The organism is Streptomyces lincolnensis (assembly GCF_021173675.1).
In the GTDB taxonomy this organism is placed as follows: domain Bacteria; phylum Actinomycetota; class Actinomycetes; order Streptomycetales; family Streptomycetaceae; genus Streptomyces; species Streptomyces lincolnensis_B.
The window spans coordinates 58,866-75,940 of sequence record NZ_JAIHON010000011.1 but is presented as its reverse complement, the minus strand read 5'-3'; the positions used below and the strand labels follow the sequence as shown (position 1 = coordinate 75,940).

Here is a 17,075-nt window from a genome sequence, read left to right as displayed (position 1 = left end):
CGGGGGTCAGCCCCGGGATGTCATCGACACTTCGGACGCACGGGTGCGCCGGGTGAAGGAGAGGGAAGAGAAGGGGAGAAGAGGGGCGTCAGCAGCCGCGGCGACACGCGGCGGAGGCCACCCGCAGCAGGTCGATGTGACCGCGCGTGGTGAGCAAGGCTGAACGCAACATGCGGCTGAACGTAGCGATGTGGCGTGGCCATGGTCAACGGGTGTCTCGCGGAGTGGACCCTCGTCCGAGACGGCGGGCCGGGGGTTCGTGGCCGAGGAGTGATCCGTGCGTCAGGATGGAAGGCATGTCAGACGCCTTCACCACCCGAGTCCTGAACGTGGCCACCGGCTCCACGGAACGGGTCGTCGACCTCACCGGCGACTGCGAGGCCTTCCTGCGGGAAGCCGCCGCCGGCCGCGACGGCCTGCTGAACATTTTTGTGCCCCACGCAACAGCCGGCGTCGCGATTCTGGAGACCGGCGCCGGCAGCGACGACGACCTCCTCGCCGCCCTCCACACCCTCCTCCCCGCCGACGACCGCTGGCAACACCGCCACGGCAGTCCGGGCCACGGCCGCGACCACGTCCTCCCGGCCATCGTCCCGCCCCACGCGACCCTGCCGGTGGTGGGCGGACGGCTGGAGCTGGGGACGTGGCAGTCGGTGTGCCTGGTCGACACGAACGTCGACAACGCCAACCGTCAGGTGAGGTTGAGCTTCCTGGGGTGAGCGAGATCGTCCTGACGGGGTGCCTCGCTGCTCGTCGAGCGCGTCGAAGACCTCGTCGATCGGTCGGGCGGCCATGCGCGGGGCCCTGGGCCGGATCACCTCAACGAGCCTGCGGCGTCCGGCCTTTCGCAGCGCGGCCGGGGATCCGTGTCGTTCCAGCAGCCAGGTCACGGCCTGATGGTCCAGACGCGGCCCGAGAACGCGCTCCGGGCTGGGGTGGAACTGGGTGAGCAGGCCGCGTATCCGGCTGGAGGTGCGGGTCGGAGATCCGCCGCATCGCGAGTCCGGGCAGGTAGGTGACCTTGCAGCGGGCGTCCCGGACGACGGTGTGGTGGTGGGCCTTGCCGATGTCAGTACCCGCCCGGTGCCAGGCCATGGGGCTCCTCGGGTCGTTCGGCGTACTGTGTGCATCCGGACGAACCCGCCAGCATGGTCCTACTCAGCGACACCCGTGGGTTCGCAGCTCCTCATCAGTGGTCGAGTCGTCGTGCGGTCCCGGGCGGCCAGGTGTCACAGGAACCATCGAAGGCAACCACCCCCAAGCCATACCCGGGGCCACCGGATCCTCCGGACCGTACGACAGCCCATCCGACCCATCAACAACGTAGGACCACCCCCGCCAGGTCATCCGTTCGACAGGGGGGAGCAGCCATGCCGGGCCGGAGGCCAGCGGCCCTCTTGCAGGACCGCGGAAAACATCAACAGGGGAAGAGCTGGGAGGCGTCAGCCGGTGAAGACGCGCTCGGCTTCGTCGCGTTGGGTGTGCAGGTCCCAGTAGAGAGGGGCGATGTCCTCGGCCTCGGCGGTCGGGATTTAGGGAGGGCCGCCCGCGCCGACCCACACGCCGATGGCGACGTGCGCGGCCTGGATACCGGTGCCGGCCAGCTCCTTGTGCAGGTTGAGCGCCCAGTTGCGCAGCGCCGCCTGGGCGGGGTTGACGTTGCCGAGCATCGGGATGGGGTCGACCGAGCCGGCACCGTTGGTGAAGAGCAGGGTGCCCGCGCCGGCCTCACGCATCGCGGGCAGCACGGCCTGGGTGGCGGTGATGGCGCTGCAGAGCAGGAAGTCGATCCATCCCTGTACATCGGAGGCGCTGGTCTGGGACGGGGAGGTGAGGCCCACGGAGTCGATGCTCGGAGCGGGGGAGTGCTCCAGGACGTCGATGCCGCCGAAGCGGGTGGCGGCGTCCTTGAGGGCCTGGGTCAGCGCGTCGTGGTCGCGCACGTCCGCCGGGAACGCCGCGGCGGTGATGCCCTCGGCGGTGAGCCGGCCGACGAGGTCGTCGAGCTTGGCGCGGTTGCGGGCGATGAGAGCGACGTCGTAGCCGCGCGAGCCGAAGGTGCGGGCAATGGCGAGGCCCATTCCGGGGCCGGCTCCGACGATGGCGATGCTGGGCATGGTGATAGTCCTTTCGTGGGGGAAGCGTCTGGGATACGGACTGGTCGGGCGACGGTGATCGCGATCTTGCCGAGGGCGTCGGCGCCGAACGCGGCGATTGCCTCGGGGGCATGCTCCGGGTCGAACTCCGAGTTCACCGACTCCTTGGGGCGCCGGAGGTGACCTGCCCGGCGAGCGTGGACAGGGTGTCGGCGTCGGGTTGGACTGGATCGTGGCGGTGTGCAGCTCGCGGTCCTCCGAGGCATCGGGGACGGTGAGGGCGGAGGCGATGGCGCCGCCGTCGCGGGTGACCGCGGTGAGCTCGGCCGCGTCGCCGGCGAGGTGCAGCACCGCGTCCACGCCGTCTGGGGCGATCGCCCGGACCTGCGCGGTCACGTCGTGGGTGTAGTCGATGACGGTCACCTCGGCGTCGGTCAGCGTCGAGACGAAGTCGCTCTCGGAACCCGGCTCGGCCGTGGCGCTCACCCTCGCGCCCCGGGCCGCGGCCAGTCGCACGGCGATGGCACCGACGCCGCCGGTGGCACCGGAGATCAGCGCCGTGCTGCCCTCCAGCGGGCCGAGCAGGGCGAGACCGTCGAAGGCGGCGGTGCCCGCCGGCCCGAGCGCGCCGGCGTCACGCGCCAAGACTCACTCGGGCCGGTGGGCGATGCCTTCGTGAGTACAAGAGGTGGTAGGCGCTAGGGGGTGGCGCGACAGGGAAGCCTTGCGGCTTTCACGAACGCTCCGGACGTGGTCCCGAGCACGCCGTGGCCTTGGTTCGTTGCCGCGCATCCCGTCGACACCTTGCGGGAGAAGAGGTGCCAGGAGGCGCTCCACCGCCCCGCGCTCGGCGGGGAGGTGGCTGCCGCCTCAGCGCCGGTGAACCGAGTCGGCCGAAGGCCTCCACCGCCGCATGTGCCAGGTCTGCCGCCGCTTGCGGATCGCTGAGGCGGGCGGGCACGACGTGGGCCCTGCGGCCGGTCTTCGCCACCCGCGCGGCCACCTCGGCCAGATCCCCCTTTCGTGCGCGGGGCGATGACCACGTCGGCGCCTGCTTCGGCGAGTGCCACGGCCGTCGCGGCGTCGATGCCGCGGCCGGACCCGGTTATCACGGCGACATTGTCCTTGATCTGGACAAGGTTGCTTGTCATGCCGGGACCGTAGCATCGTTTACCCGGCAAGTGTTAGTCACCTTTCACTTATTTGGCGATCAGGCCAGAGCGGAACGGCCAGGCGCTGTCGGACGACTGCTGGAGTGCACGCGGTCATGACGCCTGGAGACGCGTATTACTGTGCAGTCATGGCGACGGACGGACGGACCTTGAGGGCGGACGCTGCTCGTAACTACCAGCGGATCGTCGGTGTCGCGGTCACCGCGTTCGAGGAACTCGGGCCGGAGGTCACCCTTGAGGAGATCGCTCGGCGCGCGGATGTGAGTGTGATGACGGTCTACCGGCGTTTTCGCGCGCGCGACCAGTTGGTCCGGGCCGTCCTGGACTACGTCCTCACCACAGAGATCCAGCCCATGGCAGCGGCACACACCGACGATCCGTGGCGAGATCTCGTCGACGTGCTGGAGGCCGGCATCGATGTGCTGGCTCGACGGCAGGTCATCCTCTCCATCGCCCGGGAGTCCGACGCGTTCGATGTCGAGGGCGTGCGCCACTACCTGTCCTCCCTTGAGCGGTTGCTGCGCCGCGCCGTCGAGGCGGGAGCGGTGCGACCGGAACTGGAGGTTCGTGACCTGGCGGCGGTGATCGTCATGGTTCTGGCCACGGTGCGTCCGAGCGATCCCGATGGCGCGGACCGCAGACGCAATCTCGCCCTGGTCGTCGATGGGTTGCGCGTCTCGCCGACCACCCTTCCCCCAGCAGCACGGCAGGCGCCTGGGTCTTCTGTCTGCGAGCAGTGACCGGGAGCCCGATTTCCGTGTGGGTACGGCAGGCGTTCGGCCTCCGCCGGGTCGGTTCCGCAGGTCTTCGAGCGCTTGCAGGCGGCGTCGGCGAGCGTCACGGCACAGGGCAGTCGGACGCCGATGCCGCCGGGCACGGGTACTGTCCCGGCACTGTCCCGGCGGTGGGCCGGTACACCGTCGCCACCGAGGGTTCGTACACCCAGATCCCCTCGGCAGTGCGGCCGGGGCGGGCACTCCGGGCCCGTCCATGACCGTCGACGACCGGAATCCTGGGGAGTGGCGAGTTCGCCTGACGTTCATCGACGCGGCCAGTCAAGATGGCTGACATCCGATGTATTGGTGAGTTTCTCGCTGACCTCTACTACTTCCGAGCCCGGTTGCCGCGCGGGAAGCTCTTTATCTCATCACGCCAGAGTGGCCTGCCGAATTGCCTGACCTACTCGCGTGAGTTGATGCTGCAGCCCTCTAGACATCCGATCTATGCCGTGGCAAAGATGACGTGTCCCTCGGAGGATTCGAAGAGGCTGCACTTCCCCTCGTGTCGCACACCCATGGCTGGGAGATCTTGCTGTGCCCCAAGCATCGCAACCGCAGCGAAGAAGCGTCCTGAAGCTGGGCGGCGCCCTCGCCCTCGCACCCCTGATCACTCAACTGGCCGGCGGCACCCCTGCGGGGTCGGCCTTCGCCGCCACTTCCGCCGCGTCGGCGGCCGTCCGGTGGCCGACCCTGTCGCGCAAGGCGCTGAAGTACTCGGTCCCCGCCCTGGACTGGCAGTCGCAGGCCCTGCCGATCGGCAACGGACGACTCGGCGCCATGCTGTTCGCCGACCCCGACCAGGAGCGCATCCAGTTCAACGAGCAGAGTCTGTGGGGCGGGGTCAACAACTACGACAACGCGCTCGCGGGCAAGCCCGACAGCGCGTTCGACACCGGCATGACCGGTTTCGGCTCGTACCGGAACTTCGGCGACGTCGTCGTCACCTTCGCCGACCGTGCGAAGGTCACGGCCCCCGGAGGGCCGTACCGCACCTCCTCGTCGGAGGGCGTGGAGAAGTCGTACGACGGGAACGCGAGCACCAAGTGGTGCATCGAAGGGCCCGGTTCGAGGGTGCAGTGGCAGGTCGAGCTCCCCGAGCCCGTCGAGGTCCCCTCCTACCGTCTGACGAGTGCCAACGATGTGCCCCAGCGCGACCCGCAGGAGTGGACGCTGTCCGGTTCCGCCGACGGATCCGCCTGGACCACGCTGGACAGCCGCACTTTGCCGGCGCCCTTCGAGAGCCGTTTCCAGACGAAGGAGTTCACCTGCGCCACCAGCGGGTCGTACCGCTTCTACCGGTTCGATTTCGTCCCGAAGGCAGGGGTCAGCCACTTCCAGGTGGCCGAGATCGGTCTGTCCGGCGTCGACCTCGGCGGCGCCGCGCTGTACCTGTCGTCGCCGAGCGGTCACTCCGAGGGATCGGGTGCCGGGGTCGCGGCCCAGGCGATGGACATCTCGTGTTCGGTGGACCGCGATGCCGCCACGGTCTGGCGGGTCGACGCCGCCGCACCGGAGATCGTCTGGCAGGCCGACCTGCCCCGCGCGGTCGCCGTCACCTCGTACACGCTGACGGCGGCCCCGGACCGTCCGCAGGACGACCCACGGCGATGGACGCTCGAGGCGTCGCAGGACGGGCAGGCCTGGGTGACCCTCGACACGCAGAACCCCGGCGCGCCCTTCGCCGACCGCGGTGAGAGCCGGACCTTCCGGATCACCAACAGCACCGCCTACCGCACCTACCGGCTCACCTTCACCCCCGGCGAGTCGTCCACCGGCTTCCAGATCGCGGAAGTCGCCCTGGGAGGCGGGGGGTTCGACACGCGCACGCAGCGCACGTTCGTCGACTACCAGCGCGCCCTGGACTTCTTCGACGGTATCCATGTCACCCGGTTCGGCGCGCCGGGACGGCGCGTCCTCAGGGAGGCGTTCGCCAGCCGGTCCGCGGACGTCATGGTCTTCCGATACACCTCGGACAGTGACCGGGGATTGTCCGGAGCGATCTCCTTGACGTCCGGACAGCAGGAGGCTCCGACGACCGTCGACGCCGCCGCCCGGCGGGTCGCCTTCCGCGGAGTCATGGGCAACGGCCTCAAGCACGCGTGCACCGTCCAGGTCGTGCACACCGACGGCGACGTCCGCGCCGACGGGTCGGCCCTCCGGTTCAGCGGCTGCACAAGCCTGACCCTGCTCCTCGACGCCCGCACGGACTACAAGCTCGACGCCGCGGCCGGGTGGCGCGGAGCCGATCCCGAACCGGTCATCACCAGGACACTCGACAAGGCGGCCGCCCGCTCCTACGGGGAGCTGCGCGAGAAGCACACGGCCGAGACGCGCGCCCTCATGAACCGCGTCTTTGTCGACTGGGGGACCTCCGACGACGCCGTCGTAGCCCTGCCGACCCACGCCCGGCTGGCGCGTTACGCGGCGGGCGGTGAGGACCCCACCCTCGAACAGACGATGTTCGACTACGGCCGGTACCTGCTGATCAGTTCCTCGCGCCCGAAGGGCCTGCCCGCCAACCTCCAGGGTTTGTGGAACGACAGCAACTCACCGGCCTGGGCCTCCGACTACCACACCAACATCAATGTCCAGATGAACTACTGGGGAGCGGAGACCGCGAACCTGCCGGAGTGCCACGAGGCGCTCGTCGGGTTCATCAGGCAGGTGGCGGTGCCCAGCCGCGTGGCGACCCGCAACGCCTTCGGCGAGGACACACGCGGCTGGACCGCCCGCACCAGCCAGAGCATCTTCGGCGGCAACGCGTGGGAGTGGAACACCGTCGCGAGCGCCTGGTACGCCCAACACCTCTACGAACACTGGGCGTTCACCCAGGACATGAAGTACCTGCGTACTGTCGCGTACCCGATGATCAAGGAGATCTGCGAGTTCTGGGAGGACCACCTCAAGGAGCGCGAGGACGGACTGCTCGTCGCGCCGAACGGCTGGTCCCCCGAGCACGGGCCGCGCGAGGACGGCGTCATGTACGACCAGCAGATCATCTGGGACCTGTTCCAGAACTACCTCGACTGCGAGGCCGCGCTCGGGGCCGACCCCGCCTACCGGGCCAAGGTCGCGGACATGCAGGGGCGCCTCGCGCCGAACAAGATCGGCAAGTGGGGCCAACTACAGGAATGGCAGGAGGACATCGACAGCCCCACCGACATCCACCGCCACACCTCACACCTCTTCGCGGTCTACCCGGGCCGCCAGATCACCCCGAAGGCACCCGACTTCGCGGCCGCCGCCCTCGTCTCGCTCAAGGCGAGGTGCGGCGAGAAGGAAGGCGTCCCGTTCACGGCCGCGACAGTGTCGGGCGACAGCCGCCGCTCATGGACCTGGCCCTGGCGGGCGGCCCTCTTCGCCCGCCTCGGCGACGGGAGGCGCGCCCAGATCATGCTGCGCGGACTGCTCACCTACAACACGCTGCCCAACCTGTTCTGCAACCACCCGCCCTTCCAGATGGACGGCAACTTCGGCATCACGGGCGCCGTCGCGGAGATGCTCCTGCAGAGCCACGACAACGTCATCCACCTGCTGCCCGCCCTGCCCGACGCCTGGAAAGCCAGGGGTTCCTTCACCGGACTGCGCGCCCGCGGCGGCTACGAGGTCAGCTGCGCATGGCGGAACGGGAAAGTCACGTCCTACAAGATCGTGGCCGACCGGGCACGGAACCAGGGGCACATCACCGTGCGGGTGAACGGCGCCGACAGGAAGGTGAAGCCGACCAAGCCCTGAAGGCGACAAAGCGCAGACGGCGGTCGCGGGGCCATGACGGCGAACACGGATCCGTTCCCGTCCCGCGTCGCCGCCGTCGCCGCCGAAGAACGCCTCGCTGCGTTGCCAGGCGCGGCCTGGACCTGTTGCCGCCATCGAATGGTGAACCCACAGGCAGGCGGCAGAGGCACCTCGCAGCGCGGCCCAGGTGCCGACCGGCGTCTGGTCACCGAACCGAGCTCAGCGGCATGACCCTGTAGTACGTCGATACTGCGATCACCGCGACCGCGACGTGCATCAGGAGCAGCGCCACCACACCGGTCACCTCGCCCTCGCCGAACAGGAAAAGGTCCGGGACGAAGGACAACACGACGACCGACGGGACCAGTCGGCGGAGCAGCCGTTCGGGATCGGGGGAGAACCTGCGGACGAGGGCCCACCCGACGGATCCTCCCAGCACTCCCAGTGCGGTCAGAAAGACGTACGCCGAGGGCTCCAACGGGCCGAAGTTGTCCGGCGCACCGAACGCGTGCGACAGCACGGTGATCAACGCGTTCACCAGAGAGGACAGCAGGAAGGCGACGAACACACCTCCCGCCACCATGATCGGACCCGGACGAGAGGGGAGCGTCTGTTCCTGGGGCTACTGGTGGCATTCACCTGTTGAAAGAGACGGCCGACGTCGACGCGTCACGCCTGCCGGCTGCGCGCCGCGTCGTAGCCACGAGGTAGGGGACGGCGACAGCGACAACCAGCAGCGCGGTCCAGTCGTTGAGGCGCAGGCCGAGGATGTGGTGGGCCTCGTCCACCCGCAGGTACTCGATCCAGAAGCGACCTGCGCTGTACGCGGCGGCGTACAGCGCGAACGCCCGCCCCCGGTCGAGACGGAAACGGCGATCCGCCCACAGGACCAGGGCGACCACGCCGAGACACCACAACGACTCGTACAGGAACGCCGGGTGATAAGCGGCAAGGTTCGGGGTGTCCTCAGGCCGGTGCGCGGGGTCGATCTCCAGGGCCCAGGGGAGGGCGGTGGCCCGCCCGTAGAGCTCCTGGTTGAACCAGTTGCCCCAGCGGCCGATGGCCTGCCCCAGTGCGATGCCGGGAGCGACGGCGTCGGCGTACGCGGACAGGGGAACGCCGCTACGGCGGCAGCCGATCCAGGCTCCGACGGCACCGCCGGCGACGGCGCCCCAGATACCGATACCGCCGTCCCAGATGAACAGGGCCTTGGCCGGATCACCACCCTTGCCGAAGTACGCCTCGCTGGAGGTGATCACGTGGTAGATGCGGGCGCCGACCACGCCGAAGGGGACCGCCCACAGAGCGACGTCTGTCACCACGGCCTTCTCTCCGCCGCGTGCGGCCCATCGACGGCCACCCAGCCACACGGCGGCGGCGATGCCGAGGATCAGCATCAGTGAGTAACCGCGCAGGGGCAGCGGCCCCAGCTGGACCTCGCCGACGGACGGGCTGGGGATGAAGGCCAGGGTCACGGGTAGTTCCTCACGAGGGGCGGTGGAACAGCCGGCCATCGGCTGCGGGGCTGATCGTCGCCGCCCGCGCCCCTCCCGCACATCGACCGATCGACGCGCCCTTCGTCCACCGATCGGTGAACCCGCCCCGCTGGTCGGCTGATTCTGCCGCTACGCGGCTGCACCTACTCTGTGGGCCATGGCACTGCAACAGGCGTGGGACCGGCAGCGGTGGAAGACCATGGGGCAGCACGCCTTCTTCGTCACCGTGCTCGCCCTGTCCGTGCCGGGTGCGCTGGCCGGGGCGAACATGACGACCGGCGCCGCGCTGTCGCGGATCGGCCCGGCAGTGGGGCTCGCCCTTTGGTACGTGTACTGGATCGTGCTGCGCGGTGGCGCCGACCGCCCGCCGCTGCCCTACCTCGTGGGGGCCTTGTCCGGGTGGGCGGTCATGGCCGTGGTGGACCCCGCGTTCCTCCCGGTCGCCATGGCGGTGCTGAGCCCGTACTTGCTGCGGCGGGCCTGGTGGTCGGCCGGCGGGGTGCTGGTGCTGGGCGCCGGCTGGTCGTGGCAGAGCCTGACCACGGACGGCCCCGTCGACGTGCGGGCGCTCACGGGATGCGTACTCGGTACCGCCGTGGCGGTCACGATCACCTGCTACGTCGCGACCCTCGATCACGAGAGTCACAAGCGGCAGCGACTCCTCGACGAGCTCACCGCCACCCAGGCCGAACGCGCGGCAGCGGAACGCCAGGCGGGCACCCTGGCCGAACGCCAGCGCCTGGCCCGCGAGGTCCACGACACGCTCACCCAGGGGTTCGCCTCCATCGCCATGCTGCTGGACGCCGCACGCGACGACCTGCCACCCGACTCCCCTGCGGGCCGCCGCGTCGAGCAGGCCATGCGCACCGCCCGGGACAACCTCGCGGAGAGCCGCCGCCTCGTGCACGCTCTTCGCCCGGCGCCACTGGACCGCACGCACCTGGCAGAGGCGGTCCGTGAACTCACCGCCCGGCTCGCGGAGGAGACCGGCACCGAGGCCTACACGGTGGTGACCGGCCGCCCGGACGCCCTGCCTCCCAGTACCGAGGGCGAGTTGCTGCGGGTCGTACAGGAGGCACTGACCAACGCCCGGCGGCACGCCCGAGCGATGAGTGTCTCGGTCACGCTGTCGTACCTCGGTGACGTCCTGGCGATCGACATCCAGGACGACGGCACCGGGTTCGCACCCGCTGCCCGGCATACGGGCGTCGGCCTGATCACCATGCGGGAGCGCGTTGCCGCTGTGCACGGCACGTTCGCGGTCGAAAGCTCCCCTGGCGAGGGGACGACCGTCGCCGTCACGGTGCCCCTCCCGGTCGAGCCTTCCGCCTCCGACCTCTCAGTCGTGTCGGGCACCGAGCGGATGGCCACGACGTCATGAGGACGTCGGCCCGTCCCACGATCCGAGTCCTCCTCGCCGACGACCACCCCGTGGTCCGTGACGGGCTTGCCGCCATGCTCTCCACCCAGCCCGATCTCACGGTTGTCGGCGAAGCCGCCACCGGCGCCGAGGCACTGCGCCAGACCGCCTCACTCGCACCCGACGTCGTGCTGATGGACCTGCAGATGCCCGGCATGGACGGCACGACCGCGACCGCCGCCATCCGTGCCGCCCACCCCGAGGTGCGGGTACTCGTCCTGACCACCTACGACACGGACGCCGACATCACTGCCGCCATCGACGCCGGCGCAGTCGGCTACCTGCTCAAGGACACCGGACGACACGAGCTCTGCGAGGCCGTTCGGACCGCGGCCCGGGGAGGCGCGGCACTGTCGCCCACCGTGGCCGCCAAGGTCCTCGCCCATATGCGCGGCGACCGGGGCGCCGGCTTGTCCGGCAGGGAACTCGAAGTCCTGTCCGCCGTGGCCCGCGGGCAGAGCAACAGACAGATCGCCCGCGTCCTGCGCCTGTCGGAGGCCACCGTCAAGACCCATCTGCTGCACATCTACGCCAAGCTCGACGTCCGCGACCGAACCGCCGCCGTCACCGCCGCACTGGGCAGGGGAATCATCCGCATGGACTGAAGGCCTTGCTGAAGGCACAGGGGGCCTGGGGCAGTCCGGCGGGAGACAGGCCGAGGAGATCGCGGCGTCGCGCGCCGCTCGAGAACACGAACCACCCCACAACCGTGGGCTTGCTCGGCAGCCAGGCCGGCGAGACCGAGCAGAACGCCGGAGACCAGCAGTCGTGTGGTGACGATACTGCCTTCACCGACTGGTCATGGAATTACTACAGTTGACTCCTGCGCCTCGGTATCCCGCCAGCACTCAGGACGAGCACGGCGACGAGCCGCTCGTCGTCGCCAGGCGGGCCGCGCGGCCTCACATGAGGGATCTGAGTACGTCGACCTCGCAGCCCGGCGCGAAGGGGTCGAAGCCGTGTTCGCTCAGCCAGCGGACCGCCAGCAGGCTGCGCAACGACCACCACGCGCGGATCACGTCGAGGTCGATGTCGATATCGGTGCCGTAGCCGGCGATGACGTGGTCGAGATGCTTCTCGTGTCCGAGTGTGAAGGTGGCGAGGTCGTACAGGGGGTCCCCTTGTCCCGCTTCGGACCAGTCGATGATGCCTGTGACCTCGTCGCCGTCCACGAAGACGTGCGCGATCTGCAGGTCGCCGTGGGTGAACGCCGGAGTCCACGGCCGGAGGGCGGCCTCGGCGACCCGGCGGCTGTGGGTGACCAGGTCGGCGGGCAGCAGGCCGTGGGTCACGAGCCGGTCGCACTCCTCGTCGAGTTCCGCCGTCAGCGCGGCGGTGCTCCGGCCGGCCCGGCCGGTCCGGGGCGGCAGCGGTGCGTCGTGCAGGGTCCGGATGGCCGCGCCCGCCGCGGCCCACGCCGTCGGCGACCCGGTCGACGGCCCGCCCAGGCGGCCGAGCGTCGTCCCGGGGAGGGCGGCGATCGCGAGCACGGGCGGCCTGCACCACAGAACCTCCGGCGTCGGGACCGGCGCGAGGGACATCGCCTCGACCTCGACGTCGAGGCGCGCCTGATCGGCGTCCACCTTCAGGAACACGTCGCCGACACGCAGGGTCGTGCGCTCGGCATGGGCGACTACGACTTCGACCTCATCCATGGGCGACCAGTATCCCGGGGGTGATCGCCGACGTCGCCGGATTTGTGCTCGGGGCCGGTCATCAGGGCGCGGGCGGCGCCGGTCCGCCCGTGGGAGTGGCGGCCGTCGCCGCACAGGCACAAGCGGCTGTCAGGGTGCGGATGGTGGACCTGGGTGCTCGGCGTTGGACCGCCTGTGGTCCGAGGGGCCGGGATCGGCGACGACGGTGCCGCCCGGTCCGCCGAGCGTGAGCATCGCCTCGGCGACCTCGTCGACCGCCGCATCGGGGATCGCCGTGGCGGCCTCCTTGAGGACGAGCAACCGGGCCCCGGGGATCTCGCGCGCGATCGCCTCGCCGTTGCCGACGGGGAAGAACGGGTCGCGGTGGCCGTGGACGACCAGCGTGGGGACCTCGATCTCGGGCAGGCGCTCGCGCCAGCGGGGTGTGCAGTCGAGCCCGGAGAACACCATGCCCAGCTGGTTGGCCATCTGGACCGCGGGCGCGGTGCCGGGCGTGCGGTCCCAGACGCGCGCGGCGACGGCACGCGCGGCGGCGGGGTCGTCGCCGCGGATCTCCGCGCCGCCGGCGGCGAACTCCGCAACCGCCTCACGGTCGGTCCAGTCGGGCATCGGACGCGCGAACAGCCGGCTCATCGTCGCCCGGTCGTGGTCGGGGAGGTCGTCGTCGGGCGGGCCGGGGGCCACCGCGCGGGTGCCGACCAGGGTGAGCGCCGAGAACGCGCGCGGATGGTCGAGTACGGCCACCTGGGCGACCATCCCGCCGACGCCGATCCCCGCGAGGTGCGCGGGTCCGCCACCGAGCGCGTCGGCGAGGGCGGCCGCGTCGGCGGCGAGGTCGCGCAGGGTGTAGGCGGGCGCCTCCGGGTCCGCCCCCGTCGACTCCCCGCTGTCGCGCAGGTCGTAGCGCACCACGCGGCGCCCGCCGGCGGCGAGGCGCTCGCACAGTGCGTCCGGCCAGGAGAGCATCGTCGTCCCGCCCACGAGCAGGACGAGCGGTGCGTCGTCGTCTCCGAACGACTCGATGCCCAAGGTGATCTCATTGGCCTTGACAGTGGTGATTCGCGTCATGCCAGGACGGACCCGATCCGCCGCCCGAACTCATCGCTCGCGCATCAGGCATCACACGCATCAGGCGGCGCGAGGCTCCGGGCCTCTGGCTGAGAACGTTCCTTGCGTTGAAGCGCGCTTCAACTCCTACCGTCCTCGTGTGGCGACCGAACGGATCGACGGGACTCTGACCATCGCCGAGACGTCCGAACTGACCGGACTCAGCCCTTCCACTCTCCGCTACTACGAACGCATCGGGCTGATCGACAGCGTGGAGCGCGGGCCGGACGGACGGCGCCGTTATCAGGCGGCGGATCTGGCGTGGATGGCGTTTCTGCTGCGGTTGCGGACGACCGGGATGCCCATCCAGGGGATGTTGGCGTTCGCGGAACTGCGCCGGGGTGGAGACGCCACCGTGCGGGCGCGGCTGGAGCTGTTGGGGAGGCACCAGGCACAGGTCAGGAAGCAGTACGAGGCCGTCATGCGCAGTCTCGACGCCATCGACGACAAGATCGCGCACTACGAGCGACTGGTGGAGGAACAGGATGGGGACAGCGGACGACAGGCGTGACGCGCGGCGGGAGGGCGAGGCGGGCAGGAGCAGGCGGGCCCTCCTGCGGTACGGAGCTGTCGGAGGGGTCGGTGCGATGGCGGCTCCCCTGGCGAGACCGGGCGTGGCGGTGGCCGACAGCCCGGATCGTGGGCGGCCCGAGCAGTCCGAGCGGTCCGAACAGGACCGGCAGTCCGCGCGGTACGTGCGGGGCGCCGCCCGTATGAAGCAGATCGCCGGCGAGGACGCCCTCGCCACCGTGGAGGCGTTGGAGGACATCGCCCCGGATCTGGGTCGCTTCGTGGTCGAGTTCGCGTACGGGGATGTGCACGCGCGGCCCGGACTGGACGTGGGACAACGGCAGTTGGTGACCATCGGCGCTCTGACGGCGGCCGGGGACACCGCCCCGCAGCTGCGGTTCCACATCGGCGCGGCGCTGCATGTCGGACTGGAGGCGGCGCAGGTGGTGGAGGCGCTGGTCCATCTGGTTCCGTTCGCGGGGTTCCCGCGGACGCTCAACGCGCTGGCCGCCGCACGCGCCGCGTTCGAGGAGCGAGGGGTGCGCGTCGAGCCGATCGCGGTGGCGCCCGGCGGGGACCGTTACGCGCGGGGCGAGGACAAGCTGCGGGAGGTCGACGGCGAGCACGGCATCGAGGTGATCGAGTCCCTGAAGGACGTGGCACCCGATCTCGGCCGGTACATCGTCGAGTTCGCCTTCGGGGACGTCTACCCTCGGCCGGGGCTCGACCTGCGGCAACGGCAGCTCGTCACTCTGGGCGGACTGATCGCCTTCGGTGACACGGCACCCCAGCAGAAGGTGCACTTCAACGCCGCGCTCAGGGTGGGACTCTCCCCGCGGCAGGTGATCGAGACGGTCGTCCAGGCCGTCCCGTACACCGGATTCCCCCGCGCGCTCAACGCCGTCGGTGTCCTGCGCGAGGTCTTCGAGGAGCGCGGGATCCGCCCCGTCTGATCCGGACCTCGCAGTCGACCTCGCTGCTGTCTGTCTGCCCGGCGTCCCGGGAGGTAGTTTGGTGGGGAAGGCCCCTCGAGGAGGGCGGTTCGATGGCGTGGTTCGCATGGCTGCTCGCCGCCGCAGCGCTGGGTGTCGCGGAGTTCTTCACCCTGACCTTGGTCTTCGGGCTGATGGCGGGTGCCGCGCTGGTCGCCGCCGTCGTGGCCGGTGTGGGCGTCGGTGTGCTGGGCCAGTTCGTGGCACTCGGGGTGGCGGCGGCCGCAGGGCTCGTCATCGTCCGGCCCGTCGCGCTGCGGGCCATGGCGCAGCAACCGCTCACACTCGACGGCACGGATGCGCTGATCGGCAAGCGGGCGGAGGTCATGCAGGAGGTCACCGCGACCCGCGGACTGATCAAGCTCTCCGGCGAGGAGTGGTCCGCCCGGGCCCTTGACGAGACACTGGTGATCCCGGTGGGAGCGCTGGTGGACGTCATGGAGATCGAAGGCGCCACGGCCATCGTCTACCCCCGCGAGCTCCTTCCGTAAAGCAACGGAGGCACTGTGGATCCAGTCGTCGTCCCCCTTCTTGTGGCGGCCATCGTCGTCGTCTTCCTCGTGGCCTCCACTGTGCGGATCGTCCCGCAGGCACGCCGCTACAACATCGAGCGGTTCGGCCGGTATCGCCGGACGCTGCAACCCGGCCTGAACCTGGTCCTGCCGGTGGCCGACCGCATCAACACCAAACTCGACGTGCGCGAGCAGGTCTATTCGTCGGACCCCAGGCCGGTGATCACCGAGGACAACCTCGTGGTGAACATCGACACCGTGCTCTACTACCAGATCACGGACCCGCGGGCGGCGGCCTACGAGGTCGCCGACTACCTCCAGGCGATCGACCAGCTGACCGTGACCACGCTGCGCAACGTCATCGGCAGCATGGACCTGGAGGAGACGCTCACCTCGCGCGAGGAGATCAACTCCCGGCTCCGTGCCGTCCTCGACGACGCGACCGGCAAGTGGGGCATCCGGGTCAACCGCGTCGAGATCAAGGCCATCGATCCACCGCACACCATCAAGGAAGCGATGGAGAAGCAGATGCGGGCCGAGCGTGACAAGCGCGCGGCCATCCTGCATGCCGAAGGGGAGCGGCAGGCCAAGATCCTCACCGCGGAAGGCACGAAGCAGAAGGACATCCTGGAGGCCCAGGGCACGCAACAAGCCATGATCCTGCGGGCGGACGGCGAGGCGAAGGCCGTGGAGCTGGTCTTCCAGGCCGTCCATCGCAACAACGCCGACGCGAAGATCCTGGCCTACAAGTACCTGGAGACGCTCCCGCACCTGGCGAACAGCGACAACAACACGTTCTGGGTGATCCCGGGCGAGCTGACCGAGGCGATCCGGACCGTCACCACCGCGTTCGGTGACCAGTCGACAGCCGGTCCTGCCCGGCCCGCGCAGCCGGAGGAAGCCGGGGAGGCCGCCACCGCCGACGCGGCCTCGGACGACGGCCGGACTCCGGAGCTGGCCGCCGGCTCGGCGGTCTCCCTGGAGGCCGCCGCGGCCGCCGACGAGGCCGAGAGGCAGGCCGCCGAAGCGGTGAGCGACGCCAAGGCGGAGGCCGCGGCCGCGACGTCCCCCCAGGTGCCGCACCTCGGACGGGCGTCCGGAGACTGAACCCCACCGCCGGGTGTCTCCGGGGTGAGGACGCCGTCCCCGGAGGCGTGGTTGGCTGCCCCGACCGGCTTAGTCGTTGACAGGTCAACAGTCATGGGAGTAATTTAGTTGATGTATCAAGCAGGTCTGTGGCGGCTCGCGCTCGCGTCCCGTCGCCCATCCGCCGGCTTCAAGGAGAACAGGTGACAGTCAAGGTCGTCGACGTACCCGAGGAGCGCCGTTACGAGGCACGGGCCGACGGGACGGGCGAGGTCGCGGGCTTCGCGCAGTACATCCGGACGGCCGAGCTGATCGCGTTCCTGCACACCGAGGTGGCGCCGGAGTACGAGGGGCAGGGGATCGGCTCCGCGCTGGCCCGGACCTCGCTCGACGAGGCGCGTGCCGCCGGACTCCGGGTGCTCGCCACCTGCCCCTTCTACGCGGGTTGGATCGCCCGCCACCCCGAGTACGCCGACCTGCTGTACCAGGCCCGGAGCAAGGTCACGGACTGAGCG

The 17,075-nt window shown here is 70.2% G+C and carries 16 protein-coding genes and 1 pseudogene; 10 read left to right on the top strand and 7 right to left on the bottom strand.

Annotation, left to right across the window (positions count from 1 at the left end):
- Window positions 1-88: 88 nt before the first annotated feature.
- On the bottom strand, window positions 89-172 hold the full coding sequence (locus tag K4B79_RS48690; protein WP_349817350.1) for a putative leader peptide: 84 nt from the start codon (window positions 170-172) through the stop codon (window positions 89-91).
- Window positions 173-296: 124 nt separating this feature from the next.
- Here K4B79_RS48690 and K4B79_RS31185 point away from each other — a divergent pair, with 124 nt between their 5' ends.
- A complete protein-coding gene (locus K4B79_RS31185; RefSeq protein ID WP_232030639.1) occupies window positions 297-719 on the top strand; it encodes a YjbQ family protein in 423 nt (140 codons plus the stop codon).
- A 27-nt stretch (window positions 720-746) separates the two neighbouring features.
- On the opposite strand, the pseudogene K4B79_RS31180 reads toward K4B79_RS31185, so the two are convergent.
- Window positions 747-983, bottom strand: a pseudogene (locus tag K4B79_RS31180) (IS110 family transposase); the annotation flags it as partial.
- A gap of 549 nt (window positions 984-1,532) precedes the next feature.
- Complete coding sequence (locus tag K4B79_RS48370) at window positions 1,533-2,741, bottom strand: SDR family oxidoreductase (RefSeq protein WP_308280541.1); 1,209 nt, start codon at window positions 2,739-2,741, stop codon at window positions 1,533-1,535.
- Window positions 2,742-3,396: 655 nt separating this feature from the next.
- Here K4B79_RS48370 and K4B79_RS31170 point away from each other — a divergent pair.
- Both K4B79_RS31170 and K4B79_RS31165 read left to right on the top strand, forming a co-directional pair.
- Window positions 3,397-4,008, top strand: coding sequence for a TetR/AcrR family transcriptional regulator (locus K4B79_RS31170; RefSeq protein ID WP_232030638.1), 612 nt, complete (start codon window positions 3,397-3,399; stop codon window positions 4,006-4,008).
- A gap of 573 nt (window positions 4,009-4,581) precedes the next feature.
- A complete protein-coding gene (locus K4B79_RS31165; RefSeq protein WP_232030637.1) occupies window positions 4,582-7,782 on the top strand; it encodes a glycosyl hydrolase family 95 catalytic domain-containing protein in 3,201 nt (1,066 codons plus the stop codon).
- Between the two features lie 205 nt (window positions 7,783-7,987).
- Here K4B79_RS31165 and K4B79_RS31160 read toward each other — a convergent pair whose 3' ends face one another.
- Together K4B79_RS31160 and lgt are read right to left on the bottom strand one after the other, a co-directional pair.
- Window positions 7,988-8,365, bottom strand: coding sequence for a DUF6069 family protein (locus K4B79_RS31160; protein ID WP_232030636.1), 378 nt, complete (start codon window positions 8,363-8,365; stop codon window positions 7,988-7,990).
- Window positions 8,366-8,417: 52 nt separating this feature from the next.
- On the bottom strand, window positions 8,418-9,257 hold the full coding sequence (lgt, locus tag K4B79_RS31155; RefSeq protein ID WP_232030635.1) for a prolipoprotein diacylglyceryl transferase: 840 nt from the start codon (window positions 9,255-9,257) through the stop codon (window positions 8,418-8,420).
- A gap of 178 nt (window positions 9,258-9,435) precedes the next feature.
- On the opposite strand from lgt, the gene K4B79_RS31150 reads away from it, so the two are divergent.
- Window positions 9,436-10,659, top strand: coding sequence for a sensor histidine kinase (locus tag K4B79_RS31150; RefSeq protein WP_232030634.1), 1,224 nt, complete (start codon window positions 9,436-9,438; stop codon window positions 10,657-10,659).
- The gene (locus tag K4B79_RS31145; RefSeq protein ID WP_232030633.1) at window positions 10,656-11,303 is read left to right on the top strand and encodes a response regulator; all 648 of its coding nucleotides are present in this window, start codon (window positions 10,656-10,658) and stop codon (window positions 11,301-11,303) included. The genes K4B79_RS31150 and K4B79_RS31145 overlap by 4 nt, the downstream gene beginning before the upstream one ends.
- Window positions 11,304-11,600: 297 nt before the next feature.
- Here K4B79_RS31145 and K4B79_RS31140 read toward each other — a convergent pair whose 3' ends face one another.
- Both K4B79_RS31140 and K4B79_RS31135 read right to left on the bottom strand, forming a co-directional pair.
- The gene (locus K4B79_RS31140; RefSeq protein ID WP_232030632.1) at window positions 11,601-12,353 is read right to left on the bottom strand and encodes a phosphotransferase family protein; all 753 of its coding nucleotides are present in this window, start codon (window positions 12,351-12,353) and stop codon (window positions 11,601-11,603) included.
- A 129-nt stretch (window positions 12,354-12,482) separates the two neighbouring features.
- Window positions 12,483-13,421, bottom strand: a complete 939-nt coding sequence (locus tag K4B79_RS31135; RefSeq protein WP_232030631.1) for an alpha/beta fold hydrolase — start codon at window positions 13,419-13,421, stop codon at window positions 12,483-12,485.
- A 139-nt stretch (window positions 13,422-13,560) separates the two neighbouring features.
- On the opposite strand from K4B79_RS31135, the gene K4B79_RS31130 reads away from it, so the two are divergent.
- From K4B79_RS31130 to K4B79_RS31110, 5 genes are all read left to right on the top strand, one after another.
- Window positions 13,561-13,971, top strand: coding sequence for a MerR family transcriptional regulator (locus K4B79_RS31130; protein WP_232030630.1), 411 nt, complete (start codon window positions 13,561-13,563; stop codon window positions 13,969-13,971).
- Between the two features lie 76 nt (window positions 13,972-14,047).
- Window positions 14,048-14,923 (top strand): carboxymuconolactone decarboxylase family protein, encoded by an 876-nt coding sequence (locus tag K4B79_RS31125; protein WP_232030629.1) that lies wholly within the window; start codon window positions 14,048-14,050, stop codon window positions 14,921-14,923.
- Window positions 14,924-15,015: 92 nt separating this feature from the next.
- Complete coding sequence (locus K4B79_RS31120) at window positions 15,016-15,453, top strand: NfeD family protein (RefSeq protein WP_232030628.1); 438 nt, start codon at window positions 15,016-15,018, stop codon at window positions 15,451-15,453.
- Window positions 15,454-15,468: 15 nt separating this feature from the next.
- A complete protein-coding gene (locus tag K4B79_RS31115) occupies window positions 15,469-16,581 on the top strand; it encodes an SPFH domain-containing protein (RefSeq protein WP_232030627.1) in 1,113 nt (370 codons plus the stop codon).
- A 182-nt stretch (window positions 16,582-16,763) separates the two neighbouring features.
- Window positions 16,764-17,072, top strand: a complete 309-nt coding sequence (locus K4B79_RS31110) for a GNAT family N-acetyltransferase (RefSeq protein ID WP_232030626.1) — start codon at window positions 16,764-16,766, stop codon at window positions 17,070-17,072.
- Window positions 17,073-17,075: the final 3 nt, after the last annotated feature.

Bases quoted from the DNA above. Each gene is read 5' to 3' on its own strand.
- K4B79_RS31140 (WP_232030632.1), bottom strand. From the start codon at position 12,353: ATGGATGAGGTCGAAGTCGTAGTCGCCCATGCCGAGCGCACGACCCTG.
- K4B79_RS31150 (WP_232030634.1), top strand. From the start codon at position 9,436: ATGGCACTGCAACAGGCGTGGGACCGGCAGCGGTGGAAGACCATGGGG.
- K4B79_RS31135 (WP_232030631.1), bottom strand. From the start codon at position 13,421: ATGACGCGAATCACCACTGTCAAGGCCAATGAGATCACCTTGGGCATC.
- K4B79_RS31170 (WP_232030638.1), top strand. From the start codon at position 3,397: ATGGCGACGGACGGACGGACCTTGAGGGCGGACGCTGCTCGTAACTAC.
- K4B79_RS31120 (WP_232030628.1), top strand. From the start codon at position 15,016: ATGGCGTGGTTCGCATGGCTGCTCGCCGCCGCAGCGCTGGGTGTCGCG.
- K4B79_RS48690 (WP_349817350.1), bottom strand. From the start codon at position 172: ATGTTGCGTTCAGCCTTGCTCACCACGCGCGGTCACATCGACCTGCTG.
- K4B79_RS31160 (WP_232030636.1), bottom strand. From the start codon at position 8,365: ATGGTGGCGGGAGGTGTGTTCGTCGCCTTCCTGCTGTCCTCTCTGGTG.
- K4B79_RS31145 (WP_232030633.1), top strand. From the start codon at position 10,656: ATGAGGACGTCGGCCCGTCCCACGATCCGAGTCCTCCTCGCCGACGAC.
- K4B79_RS31185 (WP_232030639.1), top strand. From the start codon at position 297: ATGTCAGACGCCTTCACCACCCGAGTCCTGAACGTGGCCACCGGCTCC.
- K4B79_RS31125 (WP_232030629.1), top strand. From the start codon at position 14,048: ATGGCGGCTCCCCTGGCGAGACCGGGCGTGGCGGTGGCCGACAGCCCG.